Raw genomic sequence first — 19113 nt, 5'->3', positions numbered from 1 at the left:
ACAACAATGCGGCCGAAAATGCGATCCGGCCCTTCGTCGTCGGTCGCAAGGCGTGGCTCTTCTCCGACACACCGGCCGGCGCCCACGCCAGTGCGCTCATCTACTCCCTGATCGAGACCGCCAAGGCCAACGGACTGGAGCCCTACACCTGGCTGCGCCGGGTGCTCCGGAAACTCCCGGAAGCCACCACCGTGGACGATTTCGAAGCGCTCCTGCCGTGGAAACTCAAGGCCGTTGATTTAGCCACGGAATCCATTAGCTGAAAAGAATGGGGTTGGTGGAGCGCTTACCCTACAACAAGAGAATAAATAGATTAGCCGCAGTTCAAGACCACAAGATGATTGTCAACGCAATCGAAAGGGGCGTATCAGCCGAACGAATCGGTAGTGCACTCGACCTATCCCCCGAAACAGTGCGCCAACGCTTTCGCCTTCTTGATGGAATATGCGCTGAGGCAGCCGAGATCCTATCCGACAAGCCATGCCCTGCACATATTTTTAGGATACTTAAAAAAATGAAGCCCATTCGGCAAATTGAGGCTGCAGAACTAATGGAAGGCCAAAGAAACTACAGCCTATCTTTCGCGACCGCAATATTAGCCTCTACAACGGCACAGCACCTAGTTACCGAGCACAACAAAAAGACTCGAAAGTCTGACGATGCCCTTCCATCTTCTGACTCAATGGAACGCCTAGAGCGTGAGCTAGCTGCATTACAAACCCAAAACAAGGCTATTGAGGATAGCTACGGCCCTGACGTACTTCATCTGACCGTAATTCGTGGTTATCTTGGAGGAGTTCTTTCTTGCGCCTCAATTGTAAATTGGCTTGCAAAGAACCAACCTGACTACCTTCGTGAGTTTCAAAAAATTGCTGAAATGTCAGAGCTACCGTTCAGCAAAAAGAATTAATTCAAAGCAACTCTTTCTATTAACAGTCGACCGCGACTCTCTGCGAAATCGGGGTAGCGCCCGCATCGATCGCACCCCATTCAATCGAGTCTGACTGAAGTGGTCAAGTAATACCGGACACCTCGATAGGGTGCTGTACTGCGGTTTTCCGTTCATAGGCTGTGGGCGGCAGGTAGCCCAGCGTCGAGTGCAGACGGACGTTGTTGTAGAACCCGACGATGTAATCGGTAATGTCACGGCACGCCTCGGCGTGGTTGGCGTAGTCGTTTTGCCAGACCCGCTCCCTCTTCAGATTCAGGAAGAAGCGCTCCATGACGGCGTTGTCCCAGCAATTGCCTTTGCGACTCATGCTGCCCGTCAAGCCATGACGGTTCAGCAAGGCACGGTGGGCTTCGCTGGCGTGCCTGACTGCCCCGGTTGGAATGCACGATCAGGCCCGCCGGCGGTTGGCGCTGCGTAATGGCCATCTGCAAGGCCGAGCACACCAGTTCGTGCAGGCATGTTCGGCGCCATGGCCCAGCCGACAATCTTGCGCGAGTACAGATCCAGCACCGCCGCCAGGTACAGCCAGCCACTGCGCGTGCGGATGTAGGTGATCGAGACCCAGGCTGCATTGGCCGTGGCTGGAGTGAAGTGCCGGTTCAGAACATTGTCGTCAATGGGCAAGCCGTGGCGGCTGTCGGTGGTGTGAATGAATTTGCGCCGCCACACCGGACGTAGCCCATTGATACGCATGAGGGTTCGTATCCGGTATCGCCCCACGCGAAGCCCCTGCGCATGCAGGACGGCCCGCAGGCGCCGGCTGCCATAGCAGCGTCCGGAGGCGGTGAAGGCGGCGCGCAGGTGGGTGCTCGTTGGGCAAACCCTGGCGGGTTCGCCCCTGCGTGAGCAGGCGGCGTAGAAGCCCGAACGACTCACGCCCAGCAACCGGCACAGCAATGCGGTGTTGTCGGCCTTCTCTTGCAACTGAGCGATGCACCGGTAGGTCATTTCAGTTCGCGGGCAAAGAAGGCCGACGCTTTTTTCAGCAGGTCATTGTCCTGGCGAAGCTGCCGATTCTCCGCCTCGAGTTGGCGAATGCGTTGTTGTTCGACCGTCAGCGGCTTGCCGATGCCTGCCTGTCCGCTTTGCTCCGCATCGAGTTGCACCAGCCAGCGGCGCACTGCGGTCTCTCCCAGACCCATGTCGCGGCACACTTGACCGACGCTCAGGCCTTGATCCTTGATCATCTGGACGACTTGCAGCTTGAAGCTCGCATCGAACGCCCGGCGTTTCTGTTTCATCTATTTCTCCTCCACGGGTGGATCATCCACCTATCGAGGTGTCCGAGGAAATTAGACCACTACACCGACTCGTCTTGCAACTTTGAACTTACGGCCATTTTATCAACAAAAAACCCAACTTTCTCATCAATCGACCCTTTATCCAAAGGCGCGGAGAAAGCTATGCCGACATCAAAACTAAAACTCAAAAAAACAACAAAACCCTCAGTCCTTTAAGCAGCATACAAAACCTCAAAATAGCCTCATCAGACAGGGCCCTCGCAATCACAAAGGTTTGCTGAAGCAACCCTTCCAACCTTGAGCATCGGTTTCATTCGGCGCAGTTCGTGCGTGACCATACATTTGAATTTTACTTCATTAACTGCAATCAATTTCCATCGAAATCCACACCCACAAAAATTACCCCATGACGATCCATCAAAAAAGAAGCCTCACTATGGAGGCTTCGTCAAAAATGAACTCATGAAATAAAGCTCACCTCTTTCGCTTATCACTTTCCTTTGGGTGAAGGAGAAAAGGAGCGACCACCAGCCAACTCTCCTTTCATCTGCACATCAAAACCGGATCCACCACCACCCGCACGACCAAGCATCTCCCCGAAATTACGTGCATCAGCTAGCTTACCATAGGCCCCCATAATGTTTCCATTATAGCTAGGAAACGGAGATCCATCAGTATAGCTAGGCGCGCTCTAGACTGAAGTGCAACACCCCGATTTGGTAGGGTGTATGCATGGGAACTCACTACAGCCAGTTGTCGATGGACGAACGTAATCAGATTCATCGGTGCAGCAATGAGGGATTGAGTCTTCGGGCAATTGCCCGAAGACTCAATCGGCCGACCTCCGCAGTGTCGCGCGAAGTGGCGCGGAACACGGTGGGCAAGAGCTACGATGCCGCCCGTGCCGAGCGCGCGACGCTGGCGCGCAGGCGGCGCGGAACGATCAAGCTGAAGAGCGGTTCTGTGCTGCTCAACCGGGTTCGCGCGCTGATGGCCGAGGGCTGGTCGCCGGAGCAGGTTGCGGGCAGACTGCGCCGGATGAACCCTGATGATCCTGCTCTGCACGTCTCGCACGAAACGATCTACTGCGCCATCTACGCCGTGCCACGGGGCGAGCTGCGCAACGAACTCATCGCCCAGCTGCGTTTCTCCCACAAGGCACGCATGCCTCGCGCACGGGGCCAGGACCGGCGCGGCACGCTGCCGAACATGACCTCCATTCACCAGCGCCCGATTGAGGTGGCGGCCCGCCTCGTGGCCGGGCACTGGGAAGGCGATCACATCAAGGGGCCGGGCAACCGCAGTTCGGTGGGCACCCTGGTCGAGCGCAAGAGCCGCTACCTGATGCTGGTCAAGCTGCGTGACGGCTCGGCCGAGGCCACGCTGGAAGGCTTCACGCGCAAGTTCCGCCATGTCCCGCTCGCCATGAAAAAGTCGCTGACTTACGATCAGGGCAGGGAGATGGCCCGCCACGAGATTCTCGCCAAGCGGGTCAAGATCGACGTCTATTTCGCCGACCCGCACAGCCCCTGGCAGCGGCCGACCAACGAGAATACCAACGGCTTGATCCGCGAGTATCTTCCCAAGGGCCTGGATTTGGCGCCGATCTCCCAAGGCTACCTCAACGCAATTGCCCGACAATTAAACAACCGCCCGCGCAAATGCCTCGACTTTGAAACCCCAGCAGAGGTCTTTGCGAGGGAAATCATGAACTTTCAACCCGGTGTTGCACTTCAGAGTTGAAACCGCCCTATAATAATCCGGTAGATTAGCAACGTGCATTGACTCATGAGCAGCCTCCCAACCCGAACTGCATGAGCACCACTCTCCATTATTGGAACCCAATCGACCACCTATGTACGGCCGACGCCCATCGACCAACTCCCCACCAAACATTGGAGAAATATGAATAATCGAATATCCCTCCGCAGCTAAAGCCCTAATCTGAAACGGATCTTGGGTTACAACGGCAGTCACGGTTGCTGCCGTATTATACGTTTGATAATCCCCTTTCGATCTGTAAGGTGCTGGCGTTGAAAACGTCTTTCCGTTGAGCTCGGAGGTTATTCCATTTGCAAAGCAATCCACATTGTTATAGGTAGCCCCTTCGCCGGTAAAGAAATATCTAAAATTCATATTTACATTATTACCAACCCAACTAACCAGGGCATCCATACCAGTTTGATCACTTCGATTGGCCGGATTTCCCCCCACATAGGCATACAGGTTCATGTTATCGCTGTAGCCGATGGGATCGGTCTGTAGGAAGCGTCCCAGCATCGGAGCGTAGAACCGCGCCTTGTAGTAGTACAGCCCCAGCCCACTCAGGTACTGCTGGCCGGTGTAGCGGAAGCGGCTCCCCGTGGTCACGTTCGGCTCGCCGTACGGGCCGTAGCTGTAGATCGCCGTGCTGGCGCCACTGCTGTTGGCCTGGCCCACGATGCTGCCCTGGTGGTCGGCGTAGAGCCAGCTCTTGCTCGTCGTGCCCGTGCCTTCGTACCCCACCAGCGGTTCGTCGATCCCAGGACCATGCACGTAACGGCGCAGCAGGTTGCCGCTGGCGTCGTACTCACCAATCAGCGCCACACCATCGTAGACTAGGTTGGTGATGCTGCCACCCAGGTTGGTCTGACGCAGACGACCTTCAGCATCATAGGTCAGCGTGGCGCTGTAGCCCGGGGACGTCGCCGTCTTCAGACGGTTGTTCAGATCAAAGTCGTAGGCCCAGTAGCCGTCACCCGCCAGGTTGCCGTTGCCGTCGTAGCTCAGTGCGCTGGCCCCCACCGTGGTGTATTGGTTCAGACCGTTGCTGGCGTAGGCCTTGGTGCCATTGGTCGCGCCGGCCCACTGGTACAGGTCATTGTTCCAGTTGTGCTGGACGATGTCCCGAACCTGGTTGCGGGTGTAGCTGTAGGCCTGGTCTTGTGCCGTGCCCGCCAGGTTGTGGGCAAGGCTGGCGAGGGTGCCCTGGGTGGTGCTGTAGGCGTAAGTCGTGGCGGTGCCATTCTCCAGGGTGACCGTGCTTCTGCGCGACAGATCATCGTACGCGTAGCTGGCCAGGCTGGTGATACCCATCTCGCGGAGGGAGACCGGACGGTTAAGCGCATCAAACGTCGCGGTCACGTAGAACGGGGTGGCTTCCGGCCAGGTGGTCCGGATCCGGTTACCCGCTGCGTCGTACTGGTAGCCCACCGTCTTGCCGCCGGCAGTGGTGCTGATCAGCCGCCCCGCGTTGTCCCACACATAGCCCACGCCATGGCTCTCTCGGCGGCATGCTCGATCCCGGCGGCAACTGATTTGGCGGCGTGCGCCTGCGCTACCTGGGCGCCTATCCATTGGAGGAAACCGGCCAGGAAAAATCCACCGCGTTCCTGCTGACCAACCTGAACTGAGCTTGCGAGCCAGTTTTTGAGACTGGGGGGCGGCTTGGTCTGGTCTTACGGCACGGGTAGCCTGCGGGAACCCAGCTTTCCCGCGCTGCATCTGTAGATGCAGCGTGATTACGCCTGGCGATACGCCGATGTAAAAGACAAGTTAACCACATAGAATGAATGATCATTCAAGGCCGACAAAGATGAATCGTAAACTCCGTACTTTTGCTTCTGCCTGCGTCCTCCTTCTTTTCAGTATTCCACTGGCCCACTCCGGCGGCTGGACCGATGCTGGTGGCAAGCAGCTCCCCGAGCGGGAGAACATGCGTAGCGCCGGTAATTTTCTTGTCCAGCTAAGCCTTACCGTCGATGAGGCAGCACTGCGCAAAGAGTGGGCTGAGGCCGCCGAGAACCCGAAGATACAGGTTGCGGAAAGCGTGGCCGTTGGCGCACCGATAACCACGGCTCTGGTGTTCAACGGCTGCACCCCCAACCCTGCCGGCCTGTGCGATGTGTTCTCGGAGTTCTCCATCGTTGCGCCGGACGGCTTGCGCACTCGCCTGGGAGCTGGCTCCCTTTGGTATGCCGCCCCCCTTACCCCCCGTTTCATGCTGGGCAGTGCCAGCGTCACGCTGATGTTTCGCGAAAAAGATAAGGGCAAGGAGTTCCGGATGATCGCCACGGTCGAAGACCGGGTTGCCCGCAAGGTGCTGGAGTTGTCCACGCCCCTGCGGGTCGAGTGAGCACCTGACTCAGTCGATGCTTCGGGAGGCCGGCTACCGAAGTCCGGAGCAGCGTGAAAATGCTGCAACCTTGCCTACGGCCCCCGTACGTAAACGACACGCTCTCACGAAAGCCATCCACGCAAAGGCAAGGGCACACAGCAGGGCTACGATATCCACCCCTGGCTCGGGCCAATGCCGCAGCCCGTTCATGAACCAATGTACCCACAGGGAGCTGACCGGAATCGTTGCCAGTGCAAGCGCCGCTAAGGCCGGCAATTCGACGCTGGCCTTTGCCGGTCCTCGCCACAATGCCCACCCCGTCGCCCCCAGAAAAACCACGTAGTAGCAGCCTTTGTACCAGGCTTGCAGATTCTCCACCCACAGCAGGTTGCCGGAGTAGAACAGGAAGGCGCCTGCCAAAGTGAGGAGGAAGTAAGTCCAGCGCACAGGCTCCCCGCCGAAGCTGCCCATATGAAGAGCAAAAAAGGCAGCAACCGGGGCAGACCAGCGCCCCTGGTCCCCAGGGAAGGCATCGGTGGTGATGATCTTGCCGCTCACCGGGCTCATGACCAGGAAACCATTGCCGCGCAACATATAGCGAGAATCGAGGCCATGGATACACACCGTCGCGGCAGCTGTGCCAGCATCCCGGAACACCATATGGGTGGGCTCGAAATCCGGCGACAGGCCCGCCACCCTGGCCAGCATGTCCGCTATCGGCAGGATCGGCGCCGGGCGGGGGTCGGGTTTGATCGTGCGTAAAGGATTGCCGGCGCGAGTCAGGGGTTTCTGGTCTCCATAGATCAGCGCATCCTGAACATCGTAAATCAGGTCGTGGAAGGCAAAGATCACCGCCGTCAAACCGATCGCAGATGAAAGGGCAAACTCGCCACTCCGATCAGGTTGTGGGCATCCAGCCACATGCGCTTCAGATTGGGCCCGATGTGCAGGCCGGCCCGAAGGCAGGCCATCGCTCACTCAGAAGCTCGTCTGTTCGCCGCAACACGGGCAATTCGCGTCTCTCAGGACTCGGGCACCGGCTCCGTGTGGGCCTGCAGGCACAGCACCAAGGCGTCGAAGGTTACCTTGTAGCGCGGGCTGCCGCGCAGGTCTTCATGCATGGTGACCCAAGTGTCCAACTTGTACGCAAAGTGTTCCGGCAGCACGCGCAGCAGGCGGGCATCCCGCCTGGCCAGCGCGGACTGACAGACGCCAATGCCGCAACCGGCGCGGATGAGCGCCAGTTGGCCAACATCGCTGTCGATGCGAAAGGAGAAGGCCTCACGTGTCCATACCGGCAGTTTCGCCTTCGCGGCACGCAGGAATGGCGTCTCCTCGTCAAACCCGATCAACGCATGCCGCGTCAGGTCCGCTGGCGTCACGGGCATGCCGTGTTGCTGCAAATAGTCCAAGTGCGCGTACAAGCCGAGTTCAACCTCACCCGCGCGCCGGGCGACGAGCAGATCCTGCTTCGGTGGCATCATGCGGACCGCGATATCGGCCTCCCGCTGCAGCAGATCCTGCACGCGGTTGGTGGGAACCAGTTCGATCTTGAGCTGGGGATGCACTTGCCGCAGCTGCGCCAGCATGGGCGGCAACACCTCCACCCCGATGACCTCGCTGGCCGAAACCCGTACCGTGCCGGTCACACCGCCCTCAAAACCCGTAGCCATTCGTTCCAATGCCGCCGCCGTACTCCGCATGAGCTCGGCATGGCCGCGGATCGCTAGCGCGGCCTCGGTTGGCAGCAAACCGGTTTGCGAGCGGGTAAACAAGGCCTGCTTGAACGATGCCTCCAGTGCGGAAATGTGGCGACCCACCGTAGGCTGAGTGATGCCGAGCGCACGCGCAGCACCGGAAAGCGAGCCCTCCGCCAATACAGCGAGAAACGTTCGGTAATATTCCCAGCCGATATTTGATGTCATACATAAATGTATAGCAGATTACTCATCTTCAACAATTCCAACTAAACAAACAAGCGCCCAGAATGGATCCATCAACAACGTATGGAGAAGATCATGAGCAACAAGACGGTTCTGGTTCTTGGCGCGGTGAGATGGCTCGCCAACTGGGCGACACCGGCTGGCAGGTGCGCGCACTGAACCGAGGTGCCGAGCAAGCCACCGAGCAGCGGAACGGCATGACCTGGTTGCGCGGCGACGCACTGAACCGCCAGAACGTTGTCGATGCGGCGAAGGGCTGCTCGGTCATCGTCCACGCGGTCACACCCGCCCGGCTACCGTCAATGGTCGGAATTAGTACTCCCCATGCTGGACAACACGATCGCCGCAGCGAAGCTTGAAGGCGCGACAATCGTGTTGCCGGGCACTATCTATAATTTCGGGCCGGATGCCTTCCCCGTACTCCACGAAGACTCGCCACAGCACGCTGTGACGCGCAAGGGCGCCATCCGGGTGGAACTGGAAAAGCGGCTACTGAAGGCCAGCCACAGCGGTGCGCGTGTATTGATCGTACGCGCTGGAGACTTCTTCGGGCCAAAGGCGGGCAATAACTGGTTCTCGCAGGGGCTGGTTAAACCCGGGCAAGCGGTCAAGGCGATCAGCTACCCCGGGCAACGTGGCATCGGCCACCAGTGGTCATACCTGCCCGACGTAGCACGCACCATGGTCGAACTGCTGGCACGCCGCGATACACTCGATGCCTTTGCCAGCTTCCACATGGCGGGCCACTGGGATCCGGATGGCACGCAGATGAGTGAGGCGATCCGGCGCATCGTCCAGCGTCGCACGGGCAAGCAACCAAGCGTCGCAGCGTTTCCGTGGTGGCTGCTGACGCTGGCTTCTCCCTTCGTCACCACCTTCCGCGAACTTCGCGAGATGCGCTATCTATGGCGCACATCGGTGCGGATGGACAACCAGCGGCTACTCGCGCTTCTGGGGTCCGAGCCGCATACGCTGCTGGATGACGCGATTGAAACCACGCAGGTGAGCATGGGCTGCATCAAGCCCGCTCAGCAAGTTGGCGTGGGGACGCAGGCATGACGAACAGGCAGCCCCCGCAGGAACACACCCAGGAGGCAAACAAGCAAACTGGTCAACAGATCACCTGACGCCTTTCATTGCGCAGCATCCTCAGTTTGGGTGACCAGGCTTCATCTGGCTTTGCAGGTAATTGGAAAGGCCGACAGCCTCCAGCAGACGCAACTGCTTCTCCAGATAGTAGGCGTGGTCCATTTCCGTATCTTCCAGCTGGACAAGCAACATGTCGCGACTTACGTAGTCCTTGGATTTCTCGCAGGCTGCAATGGCTTTCTTGAGTTCGCCAACCACGTGGTACTCGACCTCCAGATCGGCTTTCAGCATCTCGGATACGGTCTTGCCAAGCAAGACAGGATTACGCTTCTCGACGTTGGCAACGCCTTCGAGAAACTGGATGCGTTGAATCAGTGCACGGGCATGCTGTCGCTCGTGATCCGACTCGTGCAGCGATTTCTCCGCCAGATGGGGATAACCCATGTCGGAGTACATTTCTCCGTGGATGAGGTACTGGTCAACTGCCGTCAGTTCCCCGGCTAGGAGGTCGTTGAGGATATCGATAATCTTCTTGTCGCCATTCATAGGGAAGTGCTCCTTTTGTCTGTTTTTCAGGTTGGCATGTAATCCAGCGGGAATCAAGAAAGACGACTTGGAGGGCGTATTCAGGAGCAGACGAGAAGAATGGCACTTGCGAATGCACATCAAGAATGGACTGGTGCCGCGCAGGCAGCACAGGATGGATGCCAGCACTGGCACAGCAAAGGGCCTAGAACGCGTCCCACTTGCTCACCAACTCAGCCACGCATCGGCTTAGTTCTACGTCATGTCGTTCATCCCGGCTCACGACCTGCAGATGCGCAACAATGGCGCGGGCGATGGCAGGCGTCGGATGGTCTGGATAACTCGTCATCAATGTGAGGAGTGCCGCCAGGGCCAGGGAATCCTGTGAGAAGAGCCTGGCTGACCTGTCGGCCATGTTCAATTCGATACTCCGTGGCTGGCATCAGTATTACGGCCGATTCTACGAGTCGGCGATGTCTGCTGTGTGGAAGCACTTGAATGACTACCTGACGGGTTGGCATAAAACCCGAGCCCGACAAGCTCCCGGGCGACTTGCGCTGAAGTTTCCAGAAGCCTTCTGACATTGGAGATTGATATGTATACCAAAGGCTGGATGATGGGAACCGGATGAGTCGAGAGGCTCACGTCCGGTTCTGCGAGGGGCCGCAGGTGAAATTCCTGCGGTCTACTCACCCCTATGTATCGTTCTGGCAAGGCTTGGTTGTATGTTGCCTTTGTCGTCGACGTTTTTGCTCAACGCATCGTGGCCTGGCACTTTTTGGCACCATCGGCAGCAGTCTTTCCAGAGCGATAGCCAATGCAAAAACCCGTGAAGCCTCGCTGATTATTTTTCTGGCCGCCGCCAACATCACTCTGTTGGGTATTGGTGGCGTGTTCTGGAGGCGGGTCATCGAACTGGTGGCTTATCCGGTACTCAATGGCAGATTTCCGCAGCAGGCACTGAAATCTGCCATTCAGCCGACGCCTACCAACAAGAAGGGGGGGGTTGAGTCTGGCCTACGCCGCGGAGTCCAGGAACTAGCAGGGCGTCGATTTAGTCAATCTCCAGTCCCCGCAAGGCTTTCGATGGATTTATAATTCACTAAGCATTTACAGGCTTCAATATCCATGCGCGGCCCCGACCATAAACAAAGCAGTCTTTTCAGCTACACCAACATCGAAGACCGGATTGCGGTGGATCATCCGCTGCGTCGTGTCAAAGTAATGGCCGACATGGTTTTGCATTCGATGTCGCCGACCTTCGATTCCCTTTACGCCGAAGGGGGGCGCCCGTCGATTGCCCCCGAGCGCCTGCTTCGTGCCCTGCTGCTGCAATGCCTGTTCTCCATTCGCTCGGAGCGGGCGCTGATCGAACATCTCGATTTCAACATGATGTTCCGCTGGTTCGTCGGCCTGAGTCAGGACGAGCCGGTGTGGGACCACTCGAGCTTTTCGGCCAATCGCGATCGGCTGTTCAAGGAAAGCGTGATGCGGGAATTCTTCGGCGGCGTCGTGGCCATCGCCGAATGGGCCGAGCTGATCTCGGATGAGCACTTCAGCGTCGACGGCTCGCTCTTGCGGGCCTGGGCCTCGCACAAGAGCCTGGCGGCGCGGGACGGCTCGGATGAGCCCCCGGGCCCCGACCAAGGGCGCAACCCGGAGGTGGATTTCCGCGGCAAGAAACGCTCAAACAAGACCCACGTCTCCCGCACCGATCCGGACGCCCTCCTGGCCACCAAGAGCACGGGCGTGGCCTACCTGAGCTACACCACGCACACGCTCAGCGAGAACCGTCACGGGCTGATCGTCGATGTGCACACCACGCAGGCCACCGGCACGGCCGAACGAGATGCGGCCCTGGTCATGCTCGCGCGTCGGGCGGCACCACGAAAACCCGATCGTCCCATCACGGTGGGCGCCGATCGCGGGTATGACGCGGCCGAATTCATCCAGTCGCTCCAGGATATGGGCATGGTCCCGCACGTGGCCGCCAAGACCCGAGGCAGTGCGGTGCCCGAGGCGATCAAGGAGACGGAGGACTACGCGGTGAGCCTGCGGCGCAGGAAGATGATCGAGGAAGCCTTTGGCTGGGTGAAGGAAGTCGGCACGCTCGGGCGCGTCATGCTGCGCGGGCTGGATCGTCTTCGCGGGGAGGTGCTGCTGAATTTTTCTGCCTATAACCTGACTCGGCTGGGCAATTTGCTGGCGCCGTCCCACTGAGCAGGGGGACGTATTCCGGGACGGGCCGTTGGGCAGAAATGTAGGCGCGGCAGTGGGAATGGCTGGGTAATGGATGCACGGGCGGCGGCGGAATAGACGCCTGAAAGCGGCAACACTTCCGGCTTGAAGCGCGCAGCGGAGATTGATTTTTCGGGCAGGGGAAAAAGCCGCGAGGAACGCTGATTTTTTCAACAGCCTGCTAGAGCATGTTCTCAATGACGTTCATGGCCTCTGGCAGGTGGTGCAACCTCGGCGCGCGTCAAGACAGTTGTCGCCCGAATCATGCAGCCCTTTGCTGTTTAGCCTCCATGGCGACGACCGCTTCTCGCTCGGGATTGAGAGTCACCACGGTAATCGGTGACCAGTCCCGCGTGTTCCCCGTCCAGCGCGCAGGATGGCGCGCTCGGGCGTTGGCATAGAGGGCGTGACGGGCCGCCAGAATTGCATGGTCTTCGCCCGCATGGCGTTGGGCCGGGCTCACGTAGCGGATGCCGCTGTGGCGGTGCTCGACGTTGTACCAGTGCACGAAACTGCTGGCCCAGGACCGGGCGGCCTCCAGATCCGCAAAGCCCCGCGCCGGAAACTCGGGCCGGTACTTGGCGGTGCGGAACAGCGCTTCGGCGTAGGCATTGTCGTCGCTGACCCGGGGCCGCGAGTAAGACGGCTTGATGCCCAGCCAGTGGAGCATCGCCAGCACCGTGGTGGCCTTGAGCGTCGCGCCGTTGTCGCCGTGCAGGACGGGTTTGTCCGCCAGGGCGGCGATTCCTTCAGCCAGCGCCGTGCGACGCACCAGATGGGCGGCGTGTTCCGCCGCATCGGTCTCGTGCACCTCCCAGCCGACGATCTTGCGGCTGTAGAGATCCAGAATCAGATACAGATGGAACCAGCGCCCGGCCACCGTGGCCGGCAGATAGGTCATGTCCCAGCACCACACTTGGCGCGGTGCCGTGGCGATGTGGGTGCTCGGCGGGCGGGAGGCCGTCGGCGCTTTGGCGCGGCCCCGGTGAGTCGTCTGACCCGCTTCCCGCAACAGGCGGTGGAAGGTCGATTCGCTCGCCAGATAGACGCCTTCGTCGGCCAGCATCGGGACGATGCGCGCCGGCGGCAGGTCGGCAAAGCGGGCCTCGTTGGCCACTTGCAGCACCGCACGCCGCTCCGCCTCGGTGAGGGCATGGGCCGGCCGGGGGCGCAGGGTGGCTGGCCTCAGGTCGCCGCGTACGAGGCCGTCCTCACGTCTCCAGCGCTGCAGCGTACGCAGCGTGATGCCCGCCACCTTGCAGGCCGCGTCAAGACGCGCCCCGGCACGCTGGGCCGCCTCAATGTTCCGGACTTTCATCCGGCGATCTTCCAGGCCGATCATGCGTCCTCGTCCCTGTCCTTCGGAAAGATCGCCTCGAGCTTTTTTGAGAGGACCAGCAGCGCCGCGGCCTCGGCCAGCGCCTTCTCCTTGCGCCGCAGTTCCCGCTCGAGTTCCTTGATGCGACGCCGATCCTGCTTGGTCTGCAGCGGGCTGGCGCGGGCTTCCTCGGGTGTCGCCAGGGCCTGCGTCGCGGCCTGACGCCATTGGGCCAGATCCTGCGGATAAACCCCGTGCTCCCGGCACCAGGCATTGCGGGCCGCCTCATCGAGCGCCGCCGTGGTGAGCACCGCCTCGAACCGGGCCGCCGCTGTCCAGGCCCGCTCGCGAGCGGGCCTGGACAGCGCATCGCTCCTCCACCGCTCCAGCGTCGCCACGCCCACACCGATCTCATGCGCAACCGCTTCTATTGTCGCGCTCTCCGGCGGCAGTAACCGTGCCACCGCTCTATCCTTGAATTCCTGTCCGTATCGCGCCACGTCGTTCTCTCATCGTCGCCCCCGAATTTAGGATTTTATCGAGGCGACAACTATTCTGACGCGGGGGGACCTGAGGCAGGCAAAGGCCAGACGGCGAAAGCGGGCGGCCCAATCGAAGCTGCGTTCAACCATCCAGCGGCGCTGGTAGCAGCATGAAACCCCGCTTGGCCTCGGAGAGCTTGAGCACTTCGAGGCCAATGTCGTGCTCAAGGGCTGTATTGGCGGGGGTCGATTGCAGCGTTCGGCAGTCCAGTGCGTACGACATAGCGAAGCGCGTTAAAGGCTTGGCGTAGATCGTGCCGTCACTGAAACAGGATCAGGTAAGGCGCGACGAAGGCCCATTCTTCGTCGCTGACATCGGTGGGGTAGGGTTGCGGTCTGCGATAGCCAGCGAATCTGAAGGCTATCGCATGGTTCAGAACAACCTCTCGCGCAGTAATCCGGTTCTCTGCCCACGGGCATAGGAGTTTGAGGAGTATTTTCCTGTAAAAACGCGATCCGTCGAGATGTGCATTTGAGGTGACGAAGGACTTTAGGCGCCTAAACTCACTCTTACGCGATACCTCCTCGCCTCACTTGAGCGTCTTATTTGCCGCTACGTCAATCTGTGGAGTCTCAATCGCTACGGTTGAAAGGAGTCGTTCAAGTGCTTCCGCAAACTGTTCCTTCTGTTCCGGGAGGACTGAGATGTTGAGTTCGAAGAGCTCCCCCTTCTGCTTGTACACGCCATTGCTGTAGCGAATCTGCTTGGTTGTACGCGTCACAGTTTTGCTACTCGAAGGACCTATGAGTAGTTGCACTTGGTTGATGAGCCACGCTTGAGTGTGATCCTCGTTGGCGAATTTCAGGGCTAGACTCACGGCCTTTCGCACACCGCATCCCGCCGCAAGCTTCTGGATCTGGTAGGCAACGGTTGCGGAAAACTTTCCAGGAAATTCTTTTACGATCTCGAGAACATCGGCCGGAAGCTTTGCAAAGGATCGATAAAAACTCATCTGAGATGCGCTTACTTGAGCTTTGTTGGCGACCGAAATCGCTGTTTCACCTGCGTTAATAAGCTTCTCGTAGAACATGGCACGATCGAAATCACAGTGCTGCTGACGTTCCTCGTTTTGTTGGTAACCAAACCAGGCTGATTCTTCAAGACTCAGGTTTTCGTGGATCTCCGCCAAGAGCTGTTCCAGTACCTTGTGCTTCCTACACGCTTGCACCCGAGTCCATCCATCACAGATGATGTAGCGACCTAGGTGATCAGGATTGGGTATCACATGAATTGGATCGTGCTGACCTTGTGTTCTCAATGCCTCTGCCCGCGAGAGAATCATTTCAGCTGTGTAAACCTCCCGAGGAGCTAGGGGATTCGCATCGATCAAGGCGACATCAACCATCAGCAACTTCTTCCCCTGAACGTAACTTGCTTGGAGAGTTGCTGGCTTTTCTTCGGTGAGAATAGGCGTGATGACGAGGATTTCTTCTTGTCCCTGATCGTTAAGCATTTCTTCTAAAGACTTGTTTGGCCCAGTGGGTGGTTTAGTCATCACCATGCCAGTACTCGATCTCATACGCTCTGCACGCAATTGCGCGTTAAATTCTTCGTCCGATATTCCCTTGCTTGTTTTGGCCATTAGATCACTCCCATCTTCTGTAGCAACTCACAGGAAACCTTGTGAAGTTGTTCGGCGGCGCTTCCTGAGGGACGTGCCAGCACGAGTGGTGGCTGTTCATCATCCTCGGATAGGGTTTTCGGAAACTCTTCGCTTCGGTGAACCATGATGTTCAAAAGCGCTCCGGGATACTCGGTGGATAACTTGCTTACCTGACCATACACACGTAGTCGATTCGGCAAATGGAAGTTGCCGATCATGACCATCTCGGGGCTGCGCCCGACATCGTCCCGCATATCCTGCAAAACAGAAGCCAAATATGAGACCGCCTTTGTCGAATACCGCTCGAGGGAGACAGGTGCTACGACATAGTCAGATGCAAGCAGTGCTCCGCGAGTCATCCTGTTTTTGGCTGGAGCTGCATCAAAAAGAATCACATCGTAGGAAGAAAGATCGAAATCGGGATTTTTACCTGACAAGCCTTCGGCGATCAGTGCCGCAATTTTTAGATCGCTCTTTTTACCTTCAAGAGCATCGTAGGTCAGGATGGTGTCAAGTCTGTCAAGGGTGAGATCGGATGGAATCAGATGTGGGCCCGAAGGGCCGAACGGCATCTTAATGACCTCTCTTAGAGGCATTCGTCCACCCGGCCAACCTGGTACAAGATGTCCAAAATGGTATTTGATGACGCGATCTTCCGGGATATCAAGTTCCGTTGCCTCTTCATCGGTGACTTCCGAGTCATAGCCAAAGGAAAGTGTCAAATTTGCCTGAAAGTCGAGGTCTATCACCAACGTGCGCAGCCCCATCAAGGCAAAGACGCATGCCATGTTGGCTGTTAAGGTGGTCTTGCCTACGCCGCCTTTAGGCGCATAAACAGTGGCGATGCCACGCTGTTTGAACTTTAGCTTTGACTTATTGGCTTGTCTCCATGCTGCGATGTCGAAGATGTTGTCGATGGTGAACTGGCGTGTTTTTGGACCATTTGCTTGCCGCGCGACATCGATTCCTGATTCATCCACATACCTGCGAACAGAGTCTACGGTGGTTTCCAACAGTTTTGCTGCGGCCTGAACTTTGTAAATAGTCTGAATCATCGTTGTTGATATTCTTGTTTGAAATTTAAGTTCTGATATCGTACATCACGATTTTTCTATTTGCATGGTTTTATGGCGTTTATAGGAAAAATCCTTGCAAGTAGTTATTTTAAAGCTGAGGTTTTGTAAATTTCTCTGTGAGGCGATGGGAGATGACACTGTTCAAGCAGGTTTTTTCAGGCAATGACTGGTTCCAGTCAGAACGCTGCTGGAATATCCAAAGGGTCGGGTAGCTCCAATCCTTGGTCGATGCGTTGAAGGAAGAATTCCTCGTCTTCCGGGTGCTGCATATGGATGAAACGTCGCGTCGGCGCTCATGATCAGGCCTAGGCCGGAGCATACAGAGGCCTTGCTTGGTGACTGGTGTTGCACACTCATCTGCAAACTGGCTCAAGCTACAAGTACCACTGATAGTGGAGCCCGCAAGTCCTAGGCAAGCTCTACGCGGTTGAAGACTCTGAGCATGGGCAACGGTACCCTCAAAGCAGGGGTAGTTCCACACATAGGGATCTGTGCGGGGAGTGATTCCTATCCCTATCACTGGGTAAACAGAGCATGGATCTTGGTGTTTAACCTGATCAGGCTTCAATCTATTGATTGACTGATGGTCGTCCTATCACTGATAGGACGATACTTTTGTGATCGGGCTGAGATATGTGACTTGTCTGGGGCTTTGTGGCTAGATATCACTCTAAAAATGATGTTTTTGATGGCCTATGGAAGCTCGATTTTTGAGTGATAGTATTATTGTGTCTGACGAGAACATCGTTTTAAGGGTGATACTATTGAATATAACTTATTGTAAATAAACGATTATATTTTACCTATGCTAGAGATTTCACCTTCGAGCTTATGGGTTAAGTCTAGAACAAGCTGTTTGTCTTGATTCAGGAGGTAAACGTCGTTTATTGAGTGAACAAAGGGTTGCGTTGATCAGTAACTTCTGGGTTTTCTTGCGAAATATTTTTATGAACTGTCACTGAAAAGACGAGCTTTTTGGCGATCTAGGTGTTCTGAAACGACGTTTTATCAGTGATAGCTGGTGTTTGAATCTGTCTTACCTACCAGTTTGAAAATAATTCTAGGGATTTATCGAAATTTTCTGATTGAAGGGCGATTTCGATGATCAGAAAGAGGTAGGTCGTTTTATGGGTGATGCTCCTTCTTTTATTACTAAGTATTAAGAAGGATTACCTGGTTGTGGATAACTCTCAAATCCCTTGTGTAGTGGCCGTTTCGGTAAGATGGGCGATCACTGAATCAACGACGTTTTCTCACTCAAAGAACGAGGTTTGTTCACCGTACAGACGAGCTTGGTCACCGAAGCGACGACCTTTTTCACTCAAACGACGTTGTCTCAATCACCCAAAGAACGTGCCAAAGCTCGTTCTTTGGGTGATTGAGCTGGACCGATCTGGTGGGGTGAAGGTAGTTGTGTCACTCATGCAACGTCGTTTGCCTCTGAAAAGACGAGCTTAACGTGCTTGCATGGGGGTTAAAATCGCGTCTGTTTTGAACGAGGATTCCTCCATGGCGCAGTCTAAAAAGAGCCTAAGTCCAGAATCAGCCACAGATGCAGTGGTTGCCTTGGACAGGGAGCTTCTGCCTGTTTCGGAGTTGCTCCTGCGTGTAGAACAGCTCCGCATAAACGCCCGAAGCAGGTCTGAGGTCGACAGCGTCTCAAGGGTGATAGCGGACGTGGTCCAGTTGCCCTTGTGGGAGGAGAGAGTCCGTGGCCTGCCTAACACGTTGGCTCGGTCAGCGCTCTTTACTTCTGCCAACCGCAGCATGGAGCGAGAGAACTTCAAGCGTGAGAAGATTGCATCCCTTCGTGGTGTTGAAATCTTGTACACCGGTGAAGAACTTCGTGTGGATGATGGTGATGTTTTTCTTCAGATCACTCACCTGGCCCGGCAGTTGCCCTTAGGTGAAATCGTCGAGTTTTCAGGCTACGGTTTGCTCAAGGAATTGGGCTGGACGACATCGAAGGGGAGCTATGAGCGTCTCCGGGACAGCATAAACAGGCTTTCCTCGACCACTATTCTCATTACAGTAGACGGCCCGAACGGACCAGGTGAAAAAGGGTTTGGGGGGTCGCTGATTCGCAAGTTCGAGTGGGATCATAACGCGAACAGAGGGACCTCCCAGCGCTGGCGAATCTGGCTTGAGCCGGAGATCGTGGCCTTGTTCGGCCGTGATGCGTATACGAAAATCGATTGGGCACAGCGTCTACAATTACCGCCTCTTGCCAAGTGGCTGCATCAGTTTTACTTCACGCACGCGCATCCCATTGGCTATAAGGTGGAAACCATCAAGAATCTTTGTGGTTCGCGGATAGCGGTGCTGGCGAAGTACAGGTACAAGCTTCGGGAGGCTTTGGAGCTTTTGATCAAGGTGGGCTTTCTTCTGTCCTACGAGATCGATGCCCGCACCGATGTTCTCAACGTGGTGAGGGCGCCCAGGCGCATTCCTCAGCAGTAGCTCTACAGGCAGCACGTTGTATCAGTGAT

General features: G+C 56.9%; 18 protein-coding genes and 2 pseudogenes. 10 read left to right on the top strand and 10 right to left on the bottom strand.

Translation table 11 applies throughout. The features are described 5' to 3' along the window. The coding region (locus tag ETQ85_RS22155; RefSeq protein ID WP_148581231.1) for a transposase domain-containing protein at positions 1 to 263 on the top strand (263 nt) is incomplete at its 5' end. 14 nt (positions 264 to 277) lie between these two features. Next, a complete protein-coding gene (locus ETQ85_RS22150) occupies positions 278 to 910 on the top strand; it encodes a plasmid partitioning protein RepB C-terminal domain-containing protein (protein ID WP_222862257.1) in 633 nt (210 codons plus the stop codon). A 103-nt stretch (positions 911 to 1013) separates the two neighbouring features. Here ETQ85_RS22150 and ETQ85_RS22145 read toward each other — a convergent pair. Then, positions 1014 to 2193 (bottom strand): annotated as a pseudogene (locus ETQ85_RS22145) (IS3 family transposase). A gap of 732 nt (positions 2194 to 2925) precedes the next feature. Between ETQ85_RS22145 and ETQ85_RS22140 the strand changes: the two are divergent. Beyond that, positions 2926 to 3936 carry an IS30 family transposase gene (locus ETQ85_RS22140; RefSeq protein ID WP_148577193.1) on the top strand — a complete coding sequence of 337 codons (1011 nt, stop codon included), beginning with the start codon at positions 2926 to 2928 and terminating at the stop codon, positions 3934 to 3936. Here ETQ85_RS22140 and ETQ85_RS26695 read toward each other — a convergent pair. Further along, the gene (locus tag ETQ85_RS26695) at positions 3835 to 5445 is read right to left on the bottom strand and encodes an RHS repeat-associated core domain-containing protein (protein WP_222862256.1); all 1611 of its coding nucleotides are present in this window, start codon (positions 5443 to 5445) and stop codon (positions 3835 to 3837) included. The genes ETQ85_RS22140 and ETQ85_RS26695 overlap by 102 nt on opposite strands. 322 nt (positions 5446 to 5767) lie before the next feature. Between ETQ85_RS26695 and ETQ85_RS22130 the strand changes: the two genes are divergently transcribed. After that, complete coding sequence (locus ETQ85_RS22130; protein ID WP_148581229.1) at positions 5768 to 6307, top strand: hypothetical protein; 540 nt, start codon at positions 5768 to 5770, stop codon at positions 6305 to 6307. A gap of 33 nt (positions 6308 to 6340) precedes the next feature. Here the strand turns inward: ETQ85_RS22130 and ETQ85_RS22125 are convergent, their stop codons facing one another. Both ETQ85_RS22125 and ETQ85_RS22120 read right to left on the bottom strand, forming a co-directional pair. Further along, the gene (locus ETQ85_RS22125) at positions 6341 to 7267 is read right to left on the bottom strand and encodes a PepSY-associated TM helix domain-containing protein (protein ID WP_148581228.1); all 927 of its coding nucleotides are present in this window, start codon (positions 7265 to 7267) and stop codon (positions 6341 to 6343) included. A 44-nt stretch (positions 7268 to 7311) separates the two neighbouring features. Continuing rightward, positions 7312 to 8214: a LysR family transcriptional regulator gene (locus ETQ85_RS22120; RefSeq protein WP_148581227.1), complete on the bottom strand. Its 903-nt coding sequence runs from the start codon at positions 8212 to 8214 to the stop codon at positions 7312 to 7314. A gap of 131 nt (positions 8215 to 8345) precedes the next feature. On the opposite strand from ETQ85_RS22120, the gene ETQ85_RS26690 reads away from it, so the two are divergent. Both ETQ85_RS26690 and ETQ85_RS22115 read left to right on the top strand, forming a co-directional pair. After that, positions 8346 to 8591, top strand: coding sequence for an NAD(P)H-binding protein (locus tag ETQ85_RS26690; protein ID WP_222862255.1), 246 nt, complete (start codon positions 8346 to 8348; stop codon positions 8589 to 8591). Continuing rightward, positions 8557 to 9291 carry a Rossmann-fold NAD(P)-binding domain-containing protein gene (locus tag ETQ85_RS22115; protein WP_222862254.1) on the top strand — a complete coding sequence of 245 codons (735 nt, stop codon included), beginning with the start codon at positions 8557 to 8559 and terminating at the stop codon, positions 9289 to 9291. Before ETQ85_RS26690 ends, ETQ85_RS22115 begins: the two co-directional genes overlap by 35 nt. A gap of 90 nt (positions 9292 to 9381) precedes the next feature. On the opposite strand, the gene bfr is transcribed toward ETQ85_RS22115, so the two are convergent. Then, a complete protein-coding gene (gene bfr / locus ETQ85_RS22110; protein ID WP_246128864.1) occupies positions 9382 to 10035 on the bottom strand; it encodes a bacterioferritin in 654 nt (217 codons plus the stop codon). Between the two features lie 164 nt (positions 10036 to 10199). Here bfr and ETQ85_RS27500 point away from each other — a divergent pair, with 164 nt between their 5' ends. From ETQ85_RS27500 to ETQ85_RS22095, 3 genes are all read left to right on the top strand, one after another. Then, a complete protein-coding gene (locus ETQ85_RS27500) occupies positions 10200 to 10427 on the top strand; it encodes a group II intron maturase-specific domain-containing protein (protein ID WP_222862253.1) in 228 nt (75 codons plus the stop codon). A 187-nt stretch (positions 10428 to 10614) separates the two neighbouring features. Next, entirely contained in the window at positions 10615 to 10944 is a 330-nt protein-coding gene (locus tag ETQ85_RS22100) for a benzoate/H(+) symporter BenE family transporter (RefSeq protein WP_425473153.1), read from the top strand. Positions 10945 to 10974: 30 nt separating this feature from the next. Next, positions 10975 to 12066 (top strand): IS5 family transposase, encoded by a 1092-nt coding sequence (locus tag ETQ85_RS22095; RefSeq protein ID WP_148580960.1) that lies wholly within the window; start codon positions 10975 to 10977, stop codon positions 12064 to 12066. Positions 12067 to 12346: 280 nt separating this feature from the next. Here ETQ85_RS22095 and ETQ85_RS22090 read toward each other — a convergent pair. The 5 genes and pseudogenes from ETQ85_RS22090 to ETQ85_RS22075 all read right to left on the bottom strand — a co-directional run bounded on the left by ETQ85_RS22090 (position 12347) and on the right by ETQ85_RS22075 (position 16603). Next, a protein-coding gene (locus tag ETQ85_RS22090) for an IS3 family transposase (protein ID WP_148581223.1) occupies positions 12347 to 13902 on the bottom strand; the annotation gives its coding sequence in 2 pieces (ribosomal slippage) (positions 12347 to 13473 and positions 13473 to 13902; 1557 coding nt in all). Positions 13903 to 13929: 27 nt separating this feature from the next. Further along, positions 13930 to 14100, bottom strand: coding sequence for a transposase (locus ETQ85_RS27380; RefSeq protein ID WP_342781981.1), 171 nt, complete (start codon positions 14098 to 14100; stop codon positions 13930 to 13932). A gap of 44 nt (positions 14101 to 14144) precedes the next feature. Then, a pseudogene (locus tag ETQ85_RS26680) lies at positions 14145 to 14309 on the bottom strand (transposase); the annotation flags it as partial. A gap of 165 nt (positions 14310 to 14474) precedes the next feature. Then, on the bottom strand, positions 14475 to 15527 hold the full coding sequence (locus tag ETQ85_RS22080; RefSeq protein ID WP_222862251.1) for a ParB/RepB/Spo0J family partition protein: 1053 nt from the start codon (positions 15525 to 15527) through the stop codon (positions 14475 to 14477). Then, positions 15527 to 16603 (bottom strand): ParA family protein, encoded by a 1077-nt coding sequence (locus tag ETQ85_RS22075; RefSeq protein WP_148581222.1) that lies wholly within the window; start codon positions 16601 to 16603, stop codon positions 15527 to 15529. The genes ETQ85_RS22080 and ETQ85_RS22075 overlap by 1 nt, the downstream gene beginning before the upstream one ends. Positions 16604 to 18133: 1530 nt before the next feature. Between ETQ85_RS22075 and trfA the strand changes: the two genes are divergently transcribed. Continuing rightward, positions 18134 to 19084, top strand: a complete 951-nt coding sequence (gene trfA, locus ETQ85_RS22070; protein ID WP_148581221.1) for a plasmid replication initiator TrfA — start codon at positions 18134 to 18136, stop codon at positions 19082 to 19084. The last annotated feature ends 29 nt before the right edge of the window (positions 19085 to 19113 follow it).

The sequence above is a fragment of the Zoogloea oleivorans genome, assembly GCF_008107625.1.
Lineage (GTDB): Bacteria > Pseudomonadota > Gammaproteobacteria > Burkholderiales > Rhodocyclaceae > Zoogloea > Zoogloea oleivorans.
The sequence above is the reverse complement of the archived record's forward strand: the minus strand, read 5'-3'. Positions and strand labels throughout refer to the sequence as shown.